Below are 21,391 nucleotides of genomic sequence, written 5' to 3' on the forward strand. Positions count from 1 at the left end.
TGCCGAAGCGCAGGGTCCGCTCAGAGGCCGCCAGACAGGCGCCGTGCGCGTGCCAGGCGTCGGACGGCGGCGGCGCGCAGGATCGCCTCCCGCCCTTCTGCGCCCGCGGCGTGCCAGGCCTTGATTTCGTCGAGGGTCCGGCCGCAGCCGAGGCACTCGTCGGCGTCGTCGAGGCAGCACTGGCGGATGCACGGCGACGCCAGCGTCGGCGCGTCGCCCTCGGGGCGTCGCGGAAGGAGCGCCTTCGGCGGTCGGGCGGGCGACACGGCCTCAGTCCCCGGGCGTTCCCGTGCCGAGCCGCGCCTCCAGCGTGGCGATGCGGGCTTCGAGCGCCTCGATGCGCGCGAGCACGGTCTCGTCGTCGCGGGTGGACGGCCCGCGGGCCGCCGATGCGGCGGAAACGCGGGGGATGGCGTCGAGGTCCACCGGGCCGCAAAGCAGGTGCGCCCAGCGCCCCTCGCGCTGGCCTGGCGCGCGCGGCAGCGCGACCGCGAAGCCCCGCGCCGCGAGACGATCCAGCGCGTGCGCGAGGTCGTCGGCGTCCGTGTAACGGTGCATGCGCTCGCTGCGCGACAGCAATTCCGCCGCGGTCTGCGGGCCCCGAAGCGCCAGCAGGGCCAGTGCCACGAGCTGTCCGCGCGTGAGCTCCAACGTGCGCGCCGCGGTGTGCTCGAAGCGCAGGGCGCGGGCGCCGTCGACCCGGCGCGCGAGGCCTTTCGCCTCGAGGCCGCGCAGCGCGCGGGCCACCTCGCCGGTTTCCAGCGCCATCACCGGTTCGCGGCTGGTCTTCTGGTTGGCCGCCTGAAGGGCCGCGTTCTCGGTGAGCGGGTACTGCTCGGGCGTGGTGGTTTCCTTCTCGACGAGGCAGCCGAGCACGCGGGCTTCGGTAGCGTCGAGCAGGAGGGTAGGGGCATCGGTCATTGCAAGGGCCTTGCGGCGACAGGCCGCGCGGGAATCAGGGGCTGCCAGACTAGCCGAGCGCACCACCCCTCGGCGGTTTCACCCGCGCTGCAGCGGACGTTGGGCAGCATGCCGCCATGCCCCATGCCCTCGTCTGGTTCAAGCGCGACCTGCGCGCCGCCGACCACGCGCCGCTACTCGCCGCCGCAGCCAGCGGCCGCCCGGTGCTTCCGGTGTACATCGTCGAGCCTGCGCTCTGGCAGCAGGACGACGCCAGCGCGCGGCAGTGGGCGGTGGTCCGCGAGTCGCTGCACGAACTGCGCGCCGAGCTCGCCGCGCTTGGCGCGCCGTTGCGAGTGCTGCGCGGCGACGTGGTCGAGACGTTCGCCGCGCTGCACGGCGTCTTCGGCGTCGCCGAAGTGCATGCGCACGAGGAAACCGGCAACGGCTGGACCTTCGCTCGCGACCGCCGCGTCGGCGCGTGGTTGCGCGACGCCGGCATCCCCTTCGTCGAGCACCCGAACGGCAGCACGGTCCGCCGATTGCGGCGCCGCGACGGCTGGGCGCGGCACTGGGAAGGACACAACGGGGAGACGCCGCTGCCGGCGCCAATCGCGCTCCGTCCAGGCGTCGAAGACGGGGGAACGTCGTGCGGGGAGGCCGGCAGTCGCCTCGCCGATTCGCGCTGCGACGCCCTTCCCGACGCCCGCGACCTCGGCCTGCCCGACGACCCCTGCCCGGGCCGCCAGCCCGGCGGACGGGCCTCGGCGCTGCGCCTGCTCGGCAGCTTCGTCGACGGGCGGGGGGCGACCTACTCGCGTGGCATGAGCAGCCCACTGAGCGCGCCGAAGGTGTGCTCGCGGCTGTCCGTGCACTTCGCCGCCGGCACGCTGTCGATCCGCGAGGCCGTCGCCGCCTCGCGTGCGGCGCAGTGGGCCGGGCGCGGCACGCCGGCGCGGGCGCTGCAGAGCTTCGAATCCCGCCTGCATTGGCAGGGCCACTTCATGCAGAAGCTCGAGAGCGAACCCGCCATCGAATTCCGCAACACGCACCGCGGCTTCGACGGTCTGCGCGAGGGCGACTTCAACGCCAACGCCTTCGAGGCCTGGCGCACCGGAACCACCGGCTGGCCGTTCGTGGACGCCTGCCAGCGCATGCTGGCCGCCACCGGCTGGATCAACTTCCGCATGCGCGCGATGCTGGTGGCCGTGGCGAGTTACCACCTGTGGCTGCACTGGCGAGAGACGGGGCTTCACCTCGCGCGGCGGTTCACCGACTACGAGCCCGGCATCCACTGGCCGCAGGTGCAGATGCAGAGCGGTGTCACCGGGATCAACATCCCGCGCATCTACAACCCGGTGAAGCAGGGCCTCGACCAGGACCCCGGGGGCGCGTTCGTGCGGCGCTGGGTGCCCGAGCTCGCGGCACTGCCGGCGCCGTGGATCCACCTGCCTTGGCGGCTGCCACCGGCGCAGCTCGCGAAGCATGGCGTGGTGCTTGGCCGCGATTACCCCCAACCGGTCCGCGACCATGAGCAGGCCGCCCGCGAGGCGAAAGCCAAGCTCACCGCATGGTGGCGCCGAGCCGAGGGTATGCGGGAAGGCGCACGGGCCGTGCTGGCGAAGCACGGCAGCCGGATGAAGCAGGTGCGACCGCGCCTCGACGGACGCAGGGCCGGTCCGCGGGCCGAGGAAAGCCCCGCGCCGCACGGGGCGACGCAGGGCGATCTGTTCGGCTGAAACCGGCCGGGGCTTAGAAGTTGTAGCTCAGGCGGGCATAGACGAAGCGGCCCGAGCGGCCGAACGGCGCGTAGTTGGAGTACGGCGTGTTGCCGGTGGTGTTCAACGAGCGCGCGTTCGAGCCATTCGCCGGCAGGGCGACGGGGAACGGGTCCGGGTAGCGGTCGGTGAGGTTCTCGGCACCGATCGCCAGTTCCGTCCCTTCCCACAGCCGCACGCGCCCTTCCAGGTCGACCACCACCTCGGGGCTCAGGCGGAAGTCGGTGGCCGCCGTCGTCCCGGGCGCGAGCACCTCGCCGTAGCGGGTCGCCCGCAGCGTCGCGCCGAAGCGGTCGAGCGACCAATTCACATTGGCGCCGAACTTGTCCTTCGGCGAGCCTTCCTCGAACGTCAGGACGTTCACCCGCCCGAAAAGCACCGGTGCCGGGTTGAACGAAGACAGCACGCTGGTGGTCGGCAGGCGCGTGACGTCGGTGTTGTTCCAGTTGGCCAGCAGGGTCAGGTCGAAGCGCCCGGCCGACGCCGTCTCGAAGGGGGCGGTGAACACCACGTCCACGCCGGTGGTTTCGGTGTCGACCCCGTTGATGAAGAAGCGGCCGCCGCCGATGCCGACGAAGCCCTGCGCGGTCAGGAAGTTGCGGACGGCAACGTCAGTGGCCGACGTGCCGGTGCCGATGTTCTCGGACAGCACGATGCGGTTCTCGATGTCGATGCGATACGCGTCGATCGTCAGCGTGGCTTCACCGACGTTGATCACCGCGCCAAGCGACAGGTTGATCGAGTCCTCGGCCTCCAGCGGACGCGCGCCGAGGGCCGCCGCCACCGGGCTCGTGGCCGGGAAGGTGGTGATCTCGAAGGGGACGCCGTTGATGAAGTTGGTCGACGTGGCGGTGAAGAACTGCTGCTGCGGCGACGGCGCGCGGAAGCCGTTCTGCAGCGAGCCACGCAGCGCGAAGGTTTCGTTGAAGTCGTAGCGCATCGCCAGCTTGCCGCTGAGGTTGCTGCCGAAATCGGAGTAGTCCTCGCCGCGGATCGCCACCGAACCCAGCAGCTTCTCGGTCAGGTTGGCTTCGAGGTCGACGTAGAGGCCGATGGCTTCGCGCGACTCGTCCACCTCGTTCGCAGGGCGGAATCCGGGGAAGACCTGCGCGCCCGAGGCGGTCGGCGCGCCGTTCAACAGCACGCCGCCATTGATGTAGGAGTTGGGCTCCCCGGCGAAGATGCGGTAGGTCTCTTCGCGGGCCTCGAGGCCCGCGCTGAGGTAGAGGTCGGAAGCGAAGGCGTCGAGCGCAAAGCTGCGCGTGCCGCCGAAATTGAAGGTCGTCTGCGTGTAGTCGTACCCGCCCGCCTGGAAGCTGCGCTGGCTGCTGGGGCCGATGGAGCGGTTCAGCGTGTTCTCGATGGTGAAGTCCATCTCGTTGCGACCCCAGACGAGCGACGTGTCCATCGACCACTCGCCCCAGTTCCACTTCACACCGCCGGCCACGCTGCTGTCGATGACCGTGGGGGCGATGATCGGCAGGAAGCCGTCGGGATAGATCGCCGTGATGTTGCGGGCGTCGCGGGCGGAGCGGTAGAAGCCCGCCGAGCGGGCGTCGCGGTCCTGCCAGCTCGCCCAGCCGTAGAGGCGGGCGCCGCTCTCGAAGTCGATGCCGGCATTGGCGAACAGCGTTTTCTGCTCCAGCTCCGGTTCGCCGTACCACGCGTTGAAGCGGTTGAACGTCGCTTCGCGCGGGTCGAACGCGCCGTTGACCAGGGCGTACTGCTGGCGGTTGTCGTAGCCGCCGCGCTCCGTGCGTTCCTGGTCCTTGAACTCCGCGGAGATCGTCAGGAATCCCGCGCCGCCGAGCGACAGCCCCTTCCAGGCCGAGATCGTGGTCGTCTCGCCGTCGGAAACGTCGCGCGTCACTTCGGTCGGCTGCGCCCAGTTGGGCGTCGCCGGGGCGCCGGCCTGGACGCCGCCCACGCCGCCCGCGCTGGTGGGGGCGGCAATGATGCTGAAAGGCGTCACCGGGGTGGTGTACTCGCTTTCCCGTCGGCCATAGCTGACGGTCACGCCGCCGCCGCTGTCGTCCTCGCGCAGCAGCACGTTGATGACGCCGGCGATGGCGTCCGAGCCGTACTGTGCCGAGGCGCCGTCGCGCAGCACTTCGACGGTGCGCACGGCGGCCGTCGGGATGGTGTTGAGATCCACGGCCGCGGAGCCGCGACCCACCGAGCCGTTGACGTTGACCAGCGCGGCGGAATGGCGGCGCTTGCTGTTGACGAGCACGAGCGTCTGGTCGGGCGCCAGGCCGCGCAACTGCGCCGGACGCACGGTGTCGGTGCCGTCGGTGAGGCCCGGCCGCGGGAAGTTGAACGAGGGCAGGGCGACGGAAAGCGCCTGGTTGATCTCCGGCGAGCCGGTGCGTTCAAGCTGCTGGACGCCGATGGCGTCGACCGGGGCGGCGGTGTCGTTGCGCGAGCGCCCGGCGACGCGCGTGCCGGTGACGACGATGGCGTCGAGGGTCTGGGTGTCGTCGGCGGCCTCGGTGTCGGCGGTGGCGTTCGACTGGGCGTGGGTGGCGCCGGCGGACAGGGCCGCGGCGATGGCGATGGCGAGCAGGGCGGGTCGGTTCATGGCGACATCCTTGGGCTGGCGGTTCGGCGCGGCAAGACGGTGCGGGATTCCCATAGCGAATATGGAAGTTCCACGACGGAAGATGCGCGGGGCTCCGGCTTCCGGCAAGTCCTCTGGTGCCGAAACCGCGTCGCCATCACGCCCTGCACACGCCGTCGCCGCGGCCCGCCGGACCCCCGGCCCGCCCGCGCCTCAGTCGTCGTCGCCGGAGAGCACGCGCTTCTGCATGGCGTCGAGGTAGGCGTCGGCCTCGGCGGTCGAACTGAAGATCTCCGAGAAGGGGACGGCCTTCACCAGGTCGAAGACCTTGCGGATCTGCGGCTGCGGGTTGGCCACCAGCACCTTGCCGCCCCGGCTGCCGAGGCCCTTGCGGGCACGGAAGACGGTGCGCAAGCCGGCCGAGCTGATGTACTCGAGGTCGGAGAGGTCGAGCACCAGCAGGTTGATCGAAGGGTCGGCGAGGATGGGCTCCAGCTCGGCGTCGGCGCGCTGGTAGGTGTGGGTGTCGAGATGGCCGGCCAGCCGGCAGGTGCGCTTCGGGCCGCTGCCTTCGATGGAGATGCGCAGATCGTCGCTCATTGGGTCGGGTTCCTTGGCAGGACGAGGGTGAGTCGGTTGCGGTCGTCCTCGCGCGCGTAGACCGCGTCGAGGCTCATGGTCTTGATCAGGTGCAGGCCGAGGCCGCCGATCGGCCGGTCGAGGTCGTCGGCGTCGAGCTCGAGGTCCGGGCCGTCGAGCGGGTTGAAGGGCGCGCCGTCATCGACGATCCTGAGCGTCATCGTGCGTTCGGTGAACGACAGGTCGACCGTGCACTCCACCGCACCGCCATGGTCGATGGCGTTGGCCACGAGCTCCTCCAGCACCAGGCGGACGTCCGATTGCCCTTCGGCATCGATGCCATGGCTGCCGAGGCATTCGTCGATGGCGCGGTTCATCGCACGCAGGCCCGAGGGCCAGATGGAGAAATGCAGCGGATCGCTGGCGGGCCTCTCGGGGGCCACGAGGCCCACCGCGAGCACCGTGATGTCGTCCGCGGGCTCGGCCCCGGCGGCGAAGGCTTCGACCGCGGCGACCACGTCGGCCACCACCTGCGCCGCGCCGCGGCCGGGCTTCAGCGCCTCGCGGAGGCGCGCCTCGCCGAAGAGCTCGCCGGAGCGGCTGCGTGCCTCGGTGACCCCGTCGGTGAAGCAGAACAGCACGTCGCCCGGCGCGAGCATCCCGGCATAGCCCTCGCCATAGGCGTCGGGATCGATGCCGAGCGGCGCGCCGGTTTCCATTTCGAAAAGCTCGATGCGTCCGTCGGAGCGGACGATGAAAGGCAGTTCATGGCCGGAACTCGCCAGCTCGAACATCCCCGTGTGCGGGTCGACCAGCCCGCACAGCGCCGTGGCGAACATGCAGCTCTCGTTGCCCTCGGCGAGCCGCGGCGCGGCGCGGGCCAGCATCAGGGCCGGGGAATCGGTGTTGCGCGCGGTGGCTTCCAGCACCGCCACCGTGCGTGCCATGAACAGCGCGGCCGGTACGCCCTTGTCGCTGATGTCGCCGATGCCGAACCACAGCATGCCGTCCTCCCGCGGGTGGAAGGCGTAGAAGTCGCCCCCCACGCTCTTGGCCGGCTTCAGGACCGCGTGGATGTCGAGATGGCCCTCGTGCACGTCGACCGCGGTCGACGGCGGCAGCATCGACTGCTGGAGGTCGTGCGCGAGACGCAGCTCGCTGTCCAGCTTCTGTTGTTCCTGGGCCATCCGCTGCGAGTGCGCCATCTGCTGGCGCAGCGCGGAATCGGCGCCGTCCAGCACGCGGGCGAGTTGGCCGACCTCGTCCTTGCGGACCAGCAGCGCGGTCGGCATCTCGAAGCCGCTCTGCGCCAGTCGTTGCGCCGCCCGTCCGAGCTGAACCATCGGCCGGGTGACGCTGCGTGCCAGCGCGTTGCTGAGCAGCGCCAGAAGGGCGATCACCACCAGGGTGGCGCCGAGGAAGCGCCACGCCGTCGCCCTCAGCGGAGCAAGCACCGCGTTGTCATCAAGCAGCACCATGACGCCCCAACCGTCGCCGAGGGGCTCATGGATGCCGCGAAGTCCCGGGCCGAGTGCGCGCAAGCCGGTGCCCGGAGGCCCGCCCTCCAGGCTCGCGCGCTGGTCGTCGAGCACGGCGGAAGCGGGCGGCGGCGTGCCGACCGAGAGCCATTCCGAGTCGCCGATCCAGAGCGTGCCCTTGTGCAATGCGGCGCGGAAGCGAGGATCGTTGCGGAACGGTGCCAGCGCCTGGTTGAAGCGGTCGATCGGCACGTCGAGGCTGGCCATGCCGCGCGCCACGCCCGCCGGGCTCGCGGGCAGGGGCTGGTTCAGCGTGATCATCCACCGTCCGCCCGCGGTTTCATTGAAGTAGGGGGCCGACCAGCGCGCCTTGCCCGCGGACACGGTGTCGCGGAACCAGGGCTGCGCCGCCACGTCCAGGCCACGCCCCACGAGGTCGGCCTCCGCGAGGCCGCGGCCCCGCTTGCCGACGTAGCGCGCCCAGGCGGTGTCGCCCGCAGGCGCGAATCCCGGGGCGAGGGCCACGAGGCCGCCTGCCGCGTTCGGCTCGCTCAGGACCGTCGCGTCGAGCAGGGTGCGGAGCCGCGCGGCGTCGCCGCCGGCGGCCGCCTCGCTGCGTGCCAGCGTGGCGGCGCTGACTTCGACGGCCTGCAGCAGCGCCTGCAACTCGGCGGAGGCACGCCGCAGCTCCCGCAACGCCGTGGCTTCGGCGTCCTCGAGCGCGCGTCGCTCGGCCACGGAATGGACGGCGACGCCGCCAACGGCGGCGACGGCCGCGGCCAGAAACCCGAACCACAGGGCGATGCGCGTCCTCAGACTGTGGCGCCAGGGCGGACGGGTGGTCGGGGCGAGGGCAGTGGCGGCCATGGCCCAAGGCTGCGGCGCGCGGGCGTGGCGGTCAACGGGGCGGATGCCGGGGGTATGCTGACCGTCGCACTTCCGAGGAGGGCTGCCGATGCCCGACGGCGCCGCGCTGCAGAGCCTGGCCGAACTGGACGCCCGGATGGTGCGGGCGACGCGGCGCCTGCGCCTGCTGCAGGCGGTGAGCTGGAAGCAGCGCGTCCAGCGCGAGTTCCTCGACCGCTGGCGGCGCGGCGTGCAGCGCCTGCCCGAGCCCGACTTCGTGCCCGAGGACCATGCGGACGTCCGGGCCGAACTGCGCGCCATCGCCCAGGCCTGCGATCCCCACGAGCCGCTGGGGCTTTACCTGCGTCGCACCGCCGACAGCTGGCACACCGCCGCGCTGCTGCTCGAATCGGTGGGCACCGCGGCCGTCACGGACCATGCCATCCGCCTGTTCGGCCGCCCCGGCGACGTGCTGCCCGGGGGGGGCGTGTCCGGCCTCGACGCGGCGATGCACTTCATCCGCATCGCCGACGAGCTCGATGCCGAGCTGCGCGCCGTCGACACCGACGACGACGCCGTCGAGGCGCCGGTCGTCCGCGAACGACTGCAGCAGGACATGGACGGCTTCTTCGGCCCTGGCAAGGTCAGCGTCGAACTGGACGCCGACCTCATCGCCAAGGCCGCTGCCGGCCCCACGCGCATCCGCCTGCGCGCCGGGGCGGCCTTCAGCGAGTACGACATCCACCAGCTCCGCGAGCACGAGGCCTTCGTGCACACCTTGACGGCGCTGAACGGCCGCGAGCAGCCGCATTTCGCCTCCCTGTCGCGCACTTCGCCGCGGATCATCGCCACCCAGGAAGGCCTGGCCACTTTCGCGGAACTGATCACCGGCCACATCGACATCGAGCGCATGAAGCGCATCAGCCTGCGCATCCTCGCGATCGACATGGCGCTGCGCGGCGCGGACTTCATCGACGTGTTCCGCTTCTTCCTCGACGCCGGCCAGCGCGAGACGGAAAGCTTCGCCTCGGCGGCCCGGGTGTTCCGCGGTGTGCCGGTCACCGGCGGTGCGGCCTTCACCAAGGATGGGGTCTACCTCGCCGGCCTGGTGCGCGTACACACTTTCTTCCGCTGGTGCCTGCGGCAGAAGAAGCTGGCGCTGACCCACCGTTTGTTCGCCGGCAAGATGACCCTCGAAGACGTCTTCGACCTCGCCCCGGCGTTCGAGAGCGGCGCCATCGCCCCCGCGCACTACCTGCCGCCCTGGGCGAAGCGCGCGAACGGCCTCGCGGGAATCCTCGCCTTTTCCTTGTTCGCCAACACCATCCGGCTCGACAAGGTCGACATCGAGAACCTCGATGCCGTGCCGCGGCTGTTCGGTGTGGCGGCGTCGGAGCCGCGGGACGCAGGGCGCTAAGGCGCGTTGATCGCGCCGCTGCCGGTCGCGCCTGCCTCGCATGACCGCGGTGCCGCTCCTCGCGGACTCGGGGCTGTCCTGCCCCGAGCCGCGCGCTCGCCATCCCTGGCTCGCTGACGCTGGCCCCGCGATTACGCGTCGCAGGCGTGCGGGGTCGCGCGAGGTCGCCCCGGTCGACCACCCCCATACGCCCCCGTCCGCTTCCTTCATGACGGCATGGATAGAATGCCGGCCTGCCTTCGAAAGACCCCACTGATGTCCGAGCACGACGCGTTCAAACAGGCCGCCCTCGATTACCACCGCCAGGCGCCCGCCGGGAAGATCAAGGTCATGCCGACCAAGGCGCTGGTCACCCAGCGCGATCTCTCGTTGGCCTATTCGCCCGGCGTCGCGGCGGCCTGCGAGGCGATCGTGGCCGACCCGGCCAGCGCCAGCGACTACACCGCGCGCGGCAACCTCGTGGCGGTCATCTCGAACGGCACCGCCGTGCTCGGCCTCGGCGACATCGGCCCGCTGGCCGGCAAGCCGGTGATGGAAGGGAAGGGCGTGCTGTTCCAGAAGTTCGCAGGCATCGACGTCTTCGACCTCGAGGTGGCGGAGAAGGATCCGGACAAGCTGGTCGACATCATCGCCTCGCTGGAGCCCACCTTCGGCGGCATCAACCTCGAGGACATCAAGGCGCCGGAGTGCTTCATCGTCGAGCGCAAGCTCAGGGAGCGGATGAACATCCCGGTCTTCCACGACGACCAGCACGGCACGGCGATCATCGTCGGCGCGGCGATCACCAACGCCCTGCACGTCGTCGGAAAGCCGATCGACGAAGTGCGGCTGGCCGTCAGCGGCGCGGGCGCGGCCGGCATCGCCTGCCTCGACATGCTCGTGGCGTTGGGGATGAAGCGCGAGAACATCCTCGTCGTCGACAAGGACGGCGTGCTGCACACCGGCCGCACCGACCTCAACGAAGGCACGGTGCGCTACGCCCGCGAGACACCGTTCCGCAGCCTCGCCGAGATCGTCAACGGCGCCGACGTCTTCCTCGGCCTGTCGGCGGGCGGCGTGCTCAAGCCCGAGATGGTCGCGACGATGGCGCCGCGCCCGATCATCTTCGCGCTGGCCAATCCGAACCCCGAGATCCACCCGGCCGACGCCAAGGCGGTGCGCCCCGATGCGATCATCGCCACCGGCCGCAGCGACTACCCGAACCAGGTCAACAACGCGCTCTGCTTCCCCTACATCTTCCGCGGCGCGCTCGACGTCGGCGCCACGACGATCAACGAGGAGATGAAGCGGGCCTGCGTGATCGCGATCGCCGAGCTCGCGCGCCGCGAAGCCACCGACCTCGGCAGCGCCTACGGCGGCGAGCCGGTGCAGTTCGGCGCTGAGTCGCTGATCCCGCGGCCCTTCGATCCCCGCCTGCTGGTCTCGCTCGCCCCGGCCGTGGCCGAGGCGGCGATGCGCTCCGGCGTGGCGACGCGCCCGGTCGACATCGCCCAGTACCGCGACCGCCTGAGCCAGTGGGTGTTCCGCACTGGCCTGATGATGAAGCCGGTGTTCGACCGCGCCCGCGTCAACCGCCAGCGCGTCGTCTATGCCGAGGGCGAAGAGGAGAACGTGCTGCGCGCCGTACAGACGGTGGTGGACGAGGGCCTCGCGCACCCGATCCTCGTCGGTCGTCCGGCGGTGATCGAGCGGCGCATCCAGCGCCTTGGCCTGCGCATCCGCCCGGGCGTCGACGTGCAGATCACCAACATCGACGACGATCCGCGCTTCAACGAGTACTGGCAGCTCTACCACCAGATCATGCAGCGGAAGGGCGTCACGCCCTCGGCGGCCAAGGCCATCGTCCGTGGCCGCGACACCGTGATCGCCGCGCTCATGGTCCGCCGTGGCGAGGCCGACGCCATGCTTTGCGGCATGGTCGGTCGCTACGCACGCAAGCTGCGCTACGTGCGCGAGGTCCTCGGCCTCGATGATGGCAGCAAGGGGCTGTCGGCCCTATCGGCCGTACTCAACGACAAGGGGGTGTTCTTCTTCGCCGACACCCATGTGCAGGTCGATCCGAGCGCCGAGCAGATCGCCGACTGCGTCCAGCAGGCGGCCTTCCGCCTGCGCCTGTTCGGCGTGACGCCGAAGGTGGCGCTCGTCGGGCACTCGAACTTCGGCAGTTCCGAGGCGCCGAGCGCGCAGAAGCTGCGCGACGCGCTGGCGATCCTGCACGAGCGTGCGCCCAAGCTGGAGGTCGAAGGCGAGATGCACGCCGACCTCGCGTTGAACGAGGAGCTGCGCGAGCGGGTGTTCCCGGAGTCGCGCCTGAAGGGGCGGGCCAACCTGCTGGTGTTCGGGAATATCGACGCCGCCAACGCCGCCTACAACCTGACCCGTGCGATGACCGACGGCGTCGGCCTCGGGCCGATCCTGATGGGACTCTCGAAGTCGGCCCACGTGCTGACGCCCTCGGCCACGATCCGTCGCATCGTCAATATGACGGCCGTTGCGGCGGTGGACGCGCTGATCCGCGCGGAACGCGCGGTCTGATCGCCCCCGGGGCATGGTCTTGGGCAGGGAACCGTCGGCGACGGGCGTGGGCACGTCACCGCGGGCGACGATCCTGCTGCTGGCCTACCGGATGGGCTCGACGATCCGCGAGTCGCTCGAGAGCGCCGTGGCGCAGTCCGTGCCCTGCGAGATCATCGTCTCCGACGATGCCTCGCCGGCCCCGGACCAGGGCTTCGCCATCGCGGAGGCCTTCGCCCGCGACTACCGCGGGCCGCACCGCCTCGTGGTCCGTCGGAACGCGCACAACCTCGGCCTGTGTGCGCACATCAACGTCGTCGCGGCCGAAGCCGCCGGGGACATCCTGATCTTCCAGGCGGGCGACGACCGTTCCCATCCGGACCGCGTCGCCCGCGCCCTGGCCTTCTTCGAGACCCATCCCGATGTCGCCCTCGTCGGTACGACGGTCGACGAGATCGATGCCCAAGGGACGGTGATCGCCCGCCGCGCCCGCGACCCAGGCTTCCGGCGTGCCGACCAGCGGTGGCTGCTCGAGCGCGGCAGTTTCGTCTGCCTGCTCGGCGCCTCCATGGCGATGCGGCGTTTCCTGCTCGACGACCTGCCGCCGCTGCACGGCATGGTCGAAGACAACATGATCACCCTGCGCGGCGCCTTGTACGGCGAGGTGCATTGCCTCGACGAGCCCTGGCTCGACTACCGGATCCACGCCGGCAACCTGCATGGTTGGGTGTTCGCACACGGCGGCGGCGCCGACGCCAAGCGCCAGCGCTACGAGCGCACTTTGCGCATGTATGCGGAGATCGCCGAAGACCAGGCGCGCTGCGCCGACGTCGCCGCGGTGCCGGCGCAGCGGCGGGAGATGGGGCGGCGCCTCGCGGCGATGTACCGGATCGAGTCGGAGGCGCGCCGGGCCATGCTGCTCGCTCGGAAGCGTGACTGGTGGCCGCATATCGTCGCCGGGTTCCGCCATCCGGGCCTGCGTCGCAAGTCCTTCGAGCGCTTGCTCAAGATGGCGGTGCCACGGCGTTTCCTTCGGCTCTGAGCCGGTTTGCAGAGGCGGAGGCGGGGGGGGGGGGGCGGGGCGCGCGGGAGGGCGGAGGCCGGATTGACCCGCGCCAAATCGGGCCGGGCCGGAGGCTGGCAGGATGATGCCGACTCATCCGGTCCGAGGAGACGCTTCCCCATGTTGAATGTCCTGATCGCCGTTGATGGCAGTGCCTTCGGGGCCAAAGCCCTCGACCATGTGCTGGCCCGGCCCGCGATGTTCGGTCACGCCGTGCTCACGCTGATCCACGTGTCCCCGCCCCTGCCGCCGCGAGCGGCGATGGCGGTCGGCGCGGAAATCGTGGCGGCCCAGCATGCGCACGACCACGAGGAGGCCTTGCGCGCGGCGCGGGAGCGTTTGGCGGCGGCGGGACGCAGCGCCCGCGAGGTGCTGAAGGTCGGTCATCCCGGCAGCCTCGTGGCGGAAGAGGCCGAAGCGGGGGGGCATGATCTCGTCGTGATGGGCTCCCATGGCCACGGCGCCCTGTCGGGCCTCCTGCTCGGATCGACCGTTTCCAAGGTCCTCGCCGCATGCCGGACCCCCGTCCTGGTGGTCCGCTGAGCCGCATACGCCGGCGTATTCGTATGCAGCGGCGCTGGGCCTCCATCGACGGCTGTTAGACTCCGAGCTCTAGTTTCGACGCGGAGCGGGAAGGCATGAACTGGCTGCAGGATGTGTTGGCGAACGACATCGACCCCACCGAGACCCAGGAGTGGCTGGAGTCGATCAAGGCGGTGATCGATGCCGACGGCCCCGAGCGCGCGCACCACCTCCTCGAGCGGATGGTGGAGCTGACGCGCCGCGCGGGCGCGCACCTGCCCTTCGCGCCGACCACCGAATACATCAACACCATCCCGGCGCATCTCGAGGCCAAGATGCCGGGCGATGCGCAGATGGAGTGGAAGCTGCGCTCGCTGATCCGCTGGAACGCGCTGGCCATGGTGGTCCGCGCCAACCGCAAGCCGGGCGAGCTCGGCGGCCACATCGCGAGCTTCGCTTCCGCGGCCACGCTCTACGACGTGGGCTTCAACCACTTCTGGCGCGCGCCGAACGACCAGCATCCGGGCGACCTGCTGTTCATCCAGGGCCACAGCTCGCCGGGCGTCTACGCCCGCGCCTTCCTCGAAGGCCGGCTCACCGAGGAGCAGCTCGACCACTTCCGCATGGAAGTCGATGGCAAGGGCATCTCGAGCTACCCGCACCCGTGGCTGATGCCGGACTTCTGGCAGACGCCCACCGTGTCGATGGGCCTCGGCCCCATCGCCGCGATCTACCAGGCGCGCTTCTGGAAGTACCTCGAGGCCCGCGGCCTGATGCCGGTCTCCGACCGCAAGGTGTGGTGCTTCATGGGCGACGGCGAGTGCGACGAGCCCGAGAGCCTGGGCGCGATCTCGCTGGCCGGCCGCGAGGGACTCGACAACCTCGTGTTCGTCATCAACTGCAACCTGCAGCGCCTCGACGGCCCGGTGCGCGGCAACGGCAAGATCATCCAGGAGCTCGAAGGCGTCTTCCGCGGCGCCGGCTGGAACGCGTTGAAGGTGGTCTGGGGCAGCTACTGGGACCCGCTCCTCGCCAAGGACACCAATGGCACGCTCAAGAAGCTGATGATGGAAACCGTCGACGGCGAGTACCAGAACTGCAAGGCCTTCGGCGGCGCGTACACGCGCGAGCATTTCTTCGGCAAGTACGAAGAGACCAGGCAGATGGTCGCCTCGCTGTCCGACGAGGACATCTGGCGCCTCAACCGCGGCGGCCACGACCCGCACAAGGTCTACGCGGCCTATGCCGCCGCCACCGCCCACAAGGGCCAGCCCACGGTGATCCTCGCCAAGACGGTGAAGGGCTACGGCATGGGCAAGGCCGGTGAGTCGATCAACATCACCCACCAGCAGAAAAAGCTGGACGACGCGGCGGTGAAGGCCTTCCGCGACCGCTTCAACATCCCGGTGAGCGACGAGCAGTTGCCCTCGGTGCCGTTCTACCATCCGGGCCCCGACGCGCCGGAAGTGCAGTACCTGAAGGCGCGCCGCGAGGCGCTGGGCGGCTCGCTGCCGCAGCGCCGCGTCAAGGCCAGCGAGTCGCTGCCGGCGCCGGAACTCGCCGTGTTCGACCGCCTGCTGAAGAGCAGCGGCGACCGCGAGATCAGCACGACGATGGCCTTCGTGCAGGCGCTGAACGTGATCCTGCGCGACAAGGCGATCGGCCCGCGCACCGTGCCGATCATCTGCGACGAGGCGCGCACCTTCGGCATGGAAGGGCTGTTCCGCCAGATCGGCATCTACTCGCCGCACGGGCAGAAGTACAAGCCGGTCGACGCCGACCAGCTGATGTTCTACCGCGAGGACAACGCCGGCCAGGTGCTGCAGGAAGGCATCAACGAGGCGGGCAGCTTCGCCAGCTGGATGGCCGCCGCCACCAGCTACAGCACCAACGACGTGCCGATGCTGCCGTTCTACATCTTCTATTCGATGTTCGGCTTCCAGCGCATCGGCGATTCGGCCTGGCAGGCCGCCGACATGCGCGCCCGCGGCTTCCTGCTCGGCGCCACGGCCGGCCGCACCACGCTCAACGGCGAGGGCCTGCAGCACGAGGACGGCCATTCGCAGCTGCTGGCCGGCAACATCCCGAACTGCCGACCCTACGACCCGACCTTCGCCTACGAGGTCGCGGTGGTGCTGCAGCACGGCATGCAGCGGATGATGACGGAGCAGGTGGACGAGTATTACTACCTGACCCTGATGAACGAGAACTACACCCACCCGGACATGCCGGAAGGCGCCGCGGAGGGAGTCATCAAGGGCATGTACCTGCTCAAGGACGCCGGCAAGCCGAAGAAGGGCGAGCTGCGCGTGCAGCTGATGGGCTCGGGCACGATCCTGCGTGAAGCCATCGCCGCGGCCGAGCTGCTCGACAAGGAATTCGGCGTGTCCTCCGACATCTGGAGCTGCCCGAGCTTCACCGAGCTGCGCCGCGACGGCTTCGACGCCGAGCGCTGGAACCGCCTGCACCCGGAAGCGAAGGCGCCGCGCAAGGCCTACGTCACCGAGCTGCTGGAAGGCCGCCAGGGCCCGGCCATCGCCGCCACCGACTACGTGCGCCAGTTCGCCGACCAGATCCGCGCCTTCGTGCCGATGAAGTACACCGTGCTCGGCACCGACGGCTTCGGCCGTTCGGACACCCGCGCCAACCTGCGTCGTCACTTCGAGGTCGACCGCTACTACATCGCGCACGCCGCTGTCGCCGCGCTCGCGGCCGAAGGCAAGATGAACGCCAAGGACGTGGCCCGCGCGATCAAGGTCTTCAACATCGACCCCGAGAAGGCCAACCCGATCGGGGTCTGACCGCCACGGCGAGGGGGACGCCGCATGCTCGACCAACCGACCCTGCTGGTCGTGCTGGCCCTGGTCCAGGGCCTGCTCGCCGTCGTGGCGCTCTCGCTTCGCATCGGCCTTGCCGACAAGGCCCGCGGCCTTGGCGCCTGGGCGATCTCGCTGGCCTGCGTCGCGGTGGCCGCGGGGCTTCTGGCCGCGGGCTTCTCGGCGTCGTCCGCCGCCATCCTGGTGCAGAACGCCTTCTGGGTGCCGTCGATGGTCCTGACGCCCATCGCGGTGCGTCGCTTCTTCGGGTTCCCCGGCAGTGCCCGGACGTTCGCGGCGGCGGGCCTCGCCACCTACGCCGTCGCGGCCGGCGCGACCGTCCTCGGCGGATGGGCCGAGCTGCGCGTGGCGCTGCTGGCGTCGCTGCATGTCGCCTGCCTGGTCGTCGCCCTGCATGCCCTGCTGCGGGCCCATCGCCGCCTGGCAGGCCTCGGTCCGCTGCTGATGGCCGTGGGCCTCGCGATGCTGGCCCTCGTCCAGAGCTGGCGCGTCGCGACGGTATTCCTCGAGGGCGCCGATGCCGCGCGCTTCCTCGTCGGGGGCTTCGTCGTTCCCGTGCTGCTCGTGTCCGCGATGCTGGCCCTGACCTGCATCACCGTCGCCTTCATCCTGCTGGCGACCGAGCGCGTCAGGCGCGATCTGCACAGCCTCGCATCGCGCGATCCGCTGAGCGGCCTGCTGAATCGCCGCGGCTTCCACGAACTCGCCGACCCCCTGTTGGCGCTCTCGGGCCGGCGCGACGCGCCGGTCGCCCTCGCAGTGATCGATCTCGATGACTTCCGACGCCTCAACGAGCACGGCGGCCATGCGCTCGGTGACCATGCGATCGCGCGAGTGGGTGCACGCCTGCTGTCGGAGTCGCGTGCCGAGGACGTGGTGGCGCGTTTCGGCGGCGAAGAATTCGTCGTGTTGATGCCACTCACGGACGCCGAGGGGGCGCAGCGTTTCGCGGAGCGTCTCCGCCTTGCCGTCGCCTCCGAGCTGGCGGGGATCGCATCCGCGACCGGCGGCCTGACGGCCAGCATCGGCCTCGTCGCCGCCCGTGGACCGGTCGAGTTCCTCGCGATGTACCGTCGCGCCGACGAGGCGCTCTACGAAGCAAAGGCGTCGGGGAAGAATCGCGTCGTCCTTGCTTGAGCGGCCGATACACTGGCGCCATGGCCCAACCTTCACCCCAAGCCGTGCTGCGCGCGGCGCTTCCGGACCTCGTCGCCCACCTGTCGTCCGCCGCCACGGTCCACGTCCTCCACGCCTTGCCCGGCATGGCCTTGGGCGCGCCGCCGGGCCTTGTCTGGTCGGGTGAGCAGGGGTTCAAGCCTTGGCACGATGCGTTGCGTGCCGAGGGCATCGTCGTCGCCGATGGCCTCGCGCCGCTCGAGGCGGCTGCGCCCGAGGCCGTCATCGTGCTGCTGCCACGCTCCCGCGAGCTGGGGCGTGCCCTGCTTGCCCGCGCGCTGCGGGACGTGGTTGTCGGTGGTCTCGTGGCGGGGGTGGCACTGAACGACGAAGGTGCGCGCAGTGCGGAGAAGGACCTTGCCGCGCTTCAGCCCTTGGCGGGGCACCGAAGCAAGGCGCATGGCCGGGCGTTCTGGACGGCGCCACGGCCACCGGTACTGCCGGAAGCGACGCAGCGCCTGGTTGCGCGCTGGATCGAAGCCGACGCGCCCCGCCGGGACGCGGCTTCCGGCCTTTGGCAGCGTCCCGGCGTGTTCAACGAAGGGCGGCTCGACGCCGGTTCGCGCCTGCTCATCGAGCACTTGCCGGCAACGCTTCGCGGCGCCGTCGCTGATCTCGGTGCGGGGACCGGGCTGCTGTCGATGGCCGTGGTGGAACGCAGCGCGGCGGTGCAGTCGGTCGACCTGTTCGAAGCAGAGCATCGCGCGCTGGACCTTGCTCGTCGCAACCTCGCCGGTGCCCGGGTACCGGTGCGCTTCCACTGGCAGGACGTGGCCGGCGGCGTGCCCGGTCGATTCGATGCGGTGCTCAGCAATCCCCCGTTCCATGTCGGCAGCCGCGGGGTGCCGGCGCTCGGCCGCGCGTTCATCGCCGCCGCGGCGCGCGGGTTGAAGCGCGACGGCCAGTTCCTGATGGTCGCCAATCGCCACCTCCCCTACGAGGAGGCCCTGCGCGAGGTCTTCGGGCGTGGCGAACTTCTCGCGGAGCAGGCGGGGTTCAAGGTCTACCGAGCGTGGGAGCCCCGACCATGAGCGGCAAAGCGGTGAAGCTACGCCAGTACCTGCAGGCGCTCGGATACGGTACGCGGCGCGAAGTCGAGGCACTGGTCGCCGAAGGCCGCATCACCGATGCGGGAGGCGAAGCGCTTTACGTGGACGACGAGGTGGGCGAGGGCGCGCCCGCGCGCGGCGGCCATCGACTGCCGCATGCGGCGATCCGCTTCGACGGCGGGGCACTCGATGCGCCCCCGGGCCTGCTGGCCGTGCTTCACAAGCCGGTCGGCGTCACCTGCTCGACGAAGGATCCCGGCCGACTCGTCTATGACCTGCTCCCGCCGCGCTGGAAGGCGCGCGACCCGATCGTCTCGCCGGTCGGCCGGCTCGACAAGGACACCTCGGGCCTGTTGCTCTTCACCGACGACGGCCAGTTGCTGCATCGCCTCACCAGCCCGAAGCACCACCAGCCGAAGGTGTACCGCGCGACGTTGGCGGAAGATCTGCGCGGCAACGAAGCCGTGCTGTTCGCGGCGGGCACGTTGCTGCTGGAGGGTGAGCACAAGCCGCTGCTCCCGGCGGAGTTCGAGGTGCTGGGCCCGCGCGAGGCGCGGCTCACCCTGCACGAAGGCCGCTACCACCAGGTGCGGCGGATGTTCGCCGCCACCGGCAATGCCGTCGTCAGCCTCCGGCGCGAGGCGATCGGCGGGCTGCGCCTCGACGCCTTGGGCCTCCGTGCTGGCGAGTGGCGGATGGTGTCTCCGGCGGAGCGCGCCCTGCTGGGCGCTTGAGCGTTGGACGGGGACGCTCAGCCCCGGTTGAAGTCGCCGATGCCCTCGACGATGGTGGTCACGGCGATGCGCTCCGCCTCGCTCAGGTGCGGGTTCCACGCATCCATCAGCAGGATCACGCGCGTCTGCCCGCTGTCGTTGCGCGCCTCGTGCAGGAAGGTGTCGTCGAAGGCCCAGGCTTCGCCTTCGCGCCAGTGGCGTTCGTCGCCGCCCACCGTCAGCGTGCATCCTTCCGGCACCACCAGGGGTAGGTGCACCACCACTCGCGTGTTGGTGACGCCGTGGTGCGGCTTGATGTGGGTGCCGGGCGCGAGGATCGAGAAACAGATCTCGGGGGCATGCTCGCGGATACGCACCAGCGGCAGGGTCTCGAGCGCCGCGGCCGTCGACGGGGCCTGGCGAGCGGCGTCGGCGTGGCGTTCGCCGTCCCGATAGAAGAAGAAGGCGTCCCAACGGGCACCGTCGCCACCGAGGTAGGGGTCCAGCGAGACGCCCTCCGGCGCCTGCAGGAACGGCCGCACGCCATCGCGGGCCCGCAGCACCGCCAAGGCCTCCTCGCGCATCGCCGGGAAGGCGGCCTCGAGGGCGGGCAGCCATGGGAAAAGCGCGGTGTCGAGCCATGGCGTGGCCGGCAACCCGGGGACATGGAGGAAGCGCGGTGCCTGCCGCGCGTCCCGCGGCGGGTGCGACTCGGCGCCGAGGTGGTGGGCGAGGCCCGCACGCACACGCGCCATCGCCTCGCGCCCGAAGCGGGCTTCGAGTGGTTCGATCAGGCCCATCAGCACGGGCACCCGCCGTTCCCGCACCACGGCCATCGCATGCAGCACGTCGGCGCGGAGACCGGGTGGCGTGCTCGCCTCGTCCAGCCAGAGGCCGCGGCCCTGCGCGATCGTGAGTGCCCGGAAGTAGGCGCCGACGGATTCGCCGGCCCGGCCGGTCGATTCGAGCAGCCGGCCGAGCTTCAGGTGCGCCGCAGGCATGCCCGCGTCGAGGCGGATGGCCTCGCGGAATGCGGCCTCGGCCTCCTCCATGCGGCGCTCTGCCATCAGCACCACGCCGCGCCGGCGCGCCTCGTGCGCCGCCGTCGGCAGCGGCGTGCCGACGACCGGTGGCGCGACGGCCTCGACGAACAGCGAGTAGTGGCCATCGCCGTGCGTGGCGCCGGCCACGGCGCTCTGGTCGTCGAGCCGGAGTTCGGGATCGGCGCTGGCCATGTACCCGCTGCGCACCACGCCATCGAAGCCGGCTTCACGAAGCAGGTGGGCGAGGGTCTCGAAGTCGTAGCCGAATTTGTGCGCTTCGAAGAGGTAGCCCGGATCCGGGCCTGCGCCGGCGTAGTTGAGGAACTGCGCGAGAAGCGGGCCGTCGCCGCGGGCGTTCGCCCAATGCGCGGCACGTTTCGCGAAGAACTCCCGGTCGCCACGCTGGTAGGCGTCGATCAGCTGGGCCACGTCGGGCACGACCAGGCGCACTCGGCCGCCCGGCGCGAGCACGCGCTTCAGTTCGCCGAGGAAGGCCATCGCGTCGTGCGGGAAGAACAGGTGCTCGAACAGGTGCGAGACGAACACATGGCTGGCCGCTCCGTCGGCGAATGGGAGGCCCCAGTGCACGTTCCAGCACAGCGGCGCCGGATGCACGTCGAGGTTCACCCAGCCGGGCAGCGCATGGGCTCCGCAGCCGATGTGCAGCTTGAGGCCGCGCGCCCCGGGATCGAGGCCGAGGCGATCGCGCTGTGCGCCGAGCCAGGACGACCGCGTCGCCGTGAGTTGCCCGCGCAGGTCATGCACGCGAGCGAGGAGCTCGCGCACGCGGGCGTCGGCGGCGCCTTCGCCGCCAAGCGCGGCGTCTGCCTCGGGGCCGAGCGCGCGCAGGTCGCCGGACAGCTCGTAGACGGCACGCGCCAACGCGGCGAGGGTGGAGTGGCTCATCGCGATGGCG

15 protein-coding genes are annotated in these 21,391 nt (G+C 70.8%); 9 read left to right on the forward strand and 6 right to left on the reverse strand.

The genetic code is table 11. The features are described from left to right. Window positions 1-20: 20 nt before the first annotated feature. Both ACYVAK_RS13680 and ACYVAK_RS13685 read right to left on the reverse strand, forming a co-directional pair. The gene (locus ACYVAK_RS13680) at window positions 21-266 is read right to left on the reverse strand and encodes a DUF1289 domain-containing protein (RefSeq protein WP_461061899.1); all 246 of its coding nucleotides are present in this window, start codon (window positions 264-266) and stop codon (window positions 21-23) included. 4 nt (window positions 267-270) lie between these two features. Further along, window positions 271-921, reverse strand: a complete 651-nt coding sequence (locus ACYVAK_RS13685) for a YceH family protein (protein WP_461061901.1) — start codon at window positions 919-921, stop codon at window positions 271-273. Between the two features lie 116 nt (window positions 922-1,037). On the opposite strand from ACYVAK_RS13685, the gene ACYVAK_RS13690 reads away from it, so the two are divergent. Continuing rightward, window positions 1,038-2,639, forward strand: coding sequence for an FAD-binding domain-containing protein (locus tag ACYVAK_RS13690; RefSeq protein WP_461061903.1), 1,602 nt, complete (start codon window positions 1,038-1,040; stop codon window positions 2,637-2,639). A gap of 13 nt (window positions 2,640-2,652) precedes the next feature. Here ACYVAK_RS13690 and ACYVAK_RS13695 read toward each other — a convergent pair whose 3' ends face one another. From ACYVAK_RS13695 to ACYVAK_RS13705, 3 genes are all read right to left on the reverse strand, one after another. Next, the gene (locus ACYVAK_RS13695) at window positions 2,653-5,259 is read right to left on the reverse strand and encodes a TonB-dependent receptor plug domain-containing protein (RefSeq protein ID WP_461061904.1); all 2,607 of its coding nucleotides are present in this window, start codon (window positions 5,257-5,259) and stop codon (window positions 2,653-2,655) included. Between the two features lie 192 nt (window positions 5,260-5,451). After that, window positions 5,452-5,838, reverse strand: a complete 387-nt coding sequence (locus ACYVAK_RS13700) for an STAS domain-containing protein (RefSeq protein ID WP_461061906.1) — start codon at window positions 5,836-5,838, stop codon at window positions 5,452-5,454. Beyond that, window positions 5,835-8,162: a SpoIIE family protein phosphatase gene (locus tag ACYVAK_RS13705; protein ID WP_461061908.1), complete on the reverse strand. Its 2,328-nt coding sequence runs from the start codon at window positions 8,160-8,162 to the stop codon at window positions 5,835-5,837. The genes ACYVAK_RS13700 and ACYVAK_RS13705 overlap by 4 nt, the downstream gene beginning before the upstream one ends. Before the next feature lie 88 nt (window positions 8,163-8,250). Here ACYVAK_RS13705 and ACYVAK_RS13710 point away from each other — a divergent pair, with 88 nt between their 5' ends. The 8 genes from ACYVAK_RS13710 to ACYVAK_RS13745 all read left to right on the forward strand — a co-directional run bounded on the left by ACYVAK_RS13710 (window position 8,251) and on the right by ACYVAK_RS13745 (window position 19,453). After that, on the forward strand, window positions 8,251-9,558 hold the full coding sequence (locus tag ACYVAK_RS13710; RefSeq protein WP_461061910.1) for a flavohemoglobin expression-modulating QEGLA motif protein: 1,308 nt from the start codon (window positions 8,251-8,253) through the stop codon (window positions 9,556-9,558). A gap of 255 nt (window positions 9,559-9,813) precedes the next feature. Then, window positions 9,814-12,093, forward strand: a complete 2,280-nt coding sequence (locus ACYVAK_RS13715; RefSeq protein WP_461061912.1) for an NADP-dependent malic enzyme — start codon at window positions 9,814-9,816, stop codon at window positions 12,091-12,093. 46 nt (window positions 12,094-12,139) lie between these two features. Continuing rightward, window positions 12,140-13,114, forward strand: coding sequence for a glycosyltransferase (locus ACYVAK_RS13720; RefSeq protein ID WP_461061914.1), 975 nt, complete (start codon window positions 12,140-12,142; stop codon window positions 13,112-13,114). 141 nt (window positions 13,115-13,255) lie between these two features. Further along, on the forward strand, window positions 13,256-13,678 hold the full coding sequence (locus tag ACYVAK_RS13725; protein ID WP_461061916.1) for a universal stress protein: 423 nt from the start codon (window positions 13,256-13,258) through the stop codon (window positions 13,676-13,678). A gap of 95 nt (window positions 13,679-13,773) precedes the next feature. Beyond that, window positions 13,774-16,458, forward strand: coding sequence for a pyruvate dehydrogenase (acetyl-transferring), homodimeric type (aceE, locus tag ACYVAK_RS13730; protein WP_461061918.1), 2,685 nt, complete (start codon window positions 13,774-13,776; stop codon window positions 16,456-16,458). A gap of 24 nt (window positions 16,459-16,482) precedes the next feature. After that, on the forward strand, window positions 16,483-17,631 hold the full coding sequence (locus tag ACYVAK_RS13735; protein WP_461061920.1) for a GGDEF domain-containing protein: 1,149 nt from the start codon (window positions 16,483-16,485) through the stop codon (window positions 17,629-17,631). A 20-nt stretch (window positions 17,632-17,651) separates the two neighbouring features. Then, window positions 17,652-18,701, forward strand: a complete 1,050-nt coding sequence (locus tag ACYVAK_RS13740) for a class I SAM-dependent methyltransferase (protein ID WP_461061922.1) — start codon at window positions 17,652-17,654, stop codon at window positions 18,699-18,701. Window positions 18,702-18,712: 11 nt separating this feature from the next. Then, the gene (locus ACYVAK_RS13745) at window positions 18,713-19,453 is read left to right on the forward strand and encodes a pseudouridine synthase (RefSeq protein ID WP_461062156.1); all 741 of its coding nucleotides are present in this window, start codon (window positions 18,713-18,715) and stop codon (window positions 19,451-19,453) included. Window positions 19,454-19,470: 17 nt separating this feature from the next. Here the strand turns inward: ACYVAK_RS13745 and ACYVAK_RS13750 are convergent, their stop codons facing one another. Next, entirely contained in the window at window positions 19,471-21,381 is a 1,911-nt protein-coding gene (locus ACYVAK_RS13750; protein ID WP_461061925.1) for an aspartyl/asparaginyl beta-hydroxylase domain-containing protein, read from the reverse strand. Window positions 21,382-21,391 lie beyond the last annotated feature (10 nt).

The sequence above is a fragment of the Silanimonas algicola genome (assembly GCF_054777375.1).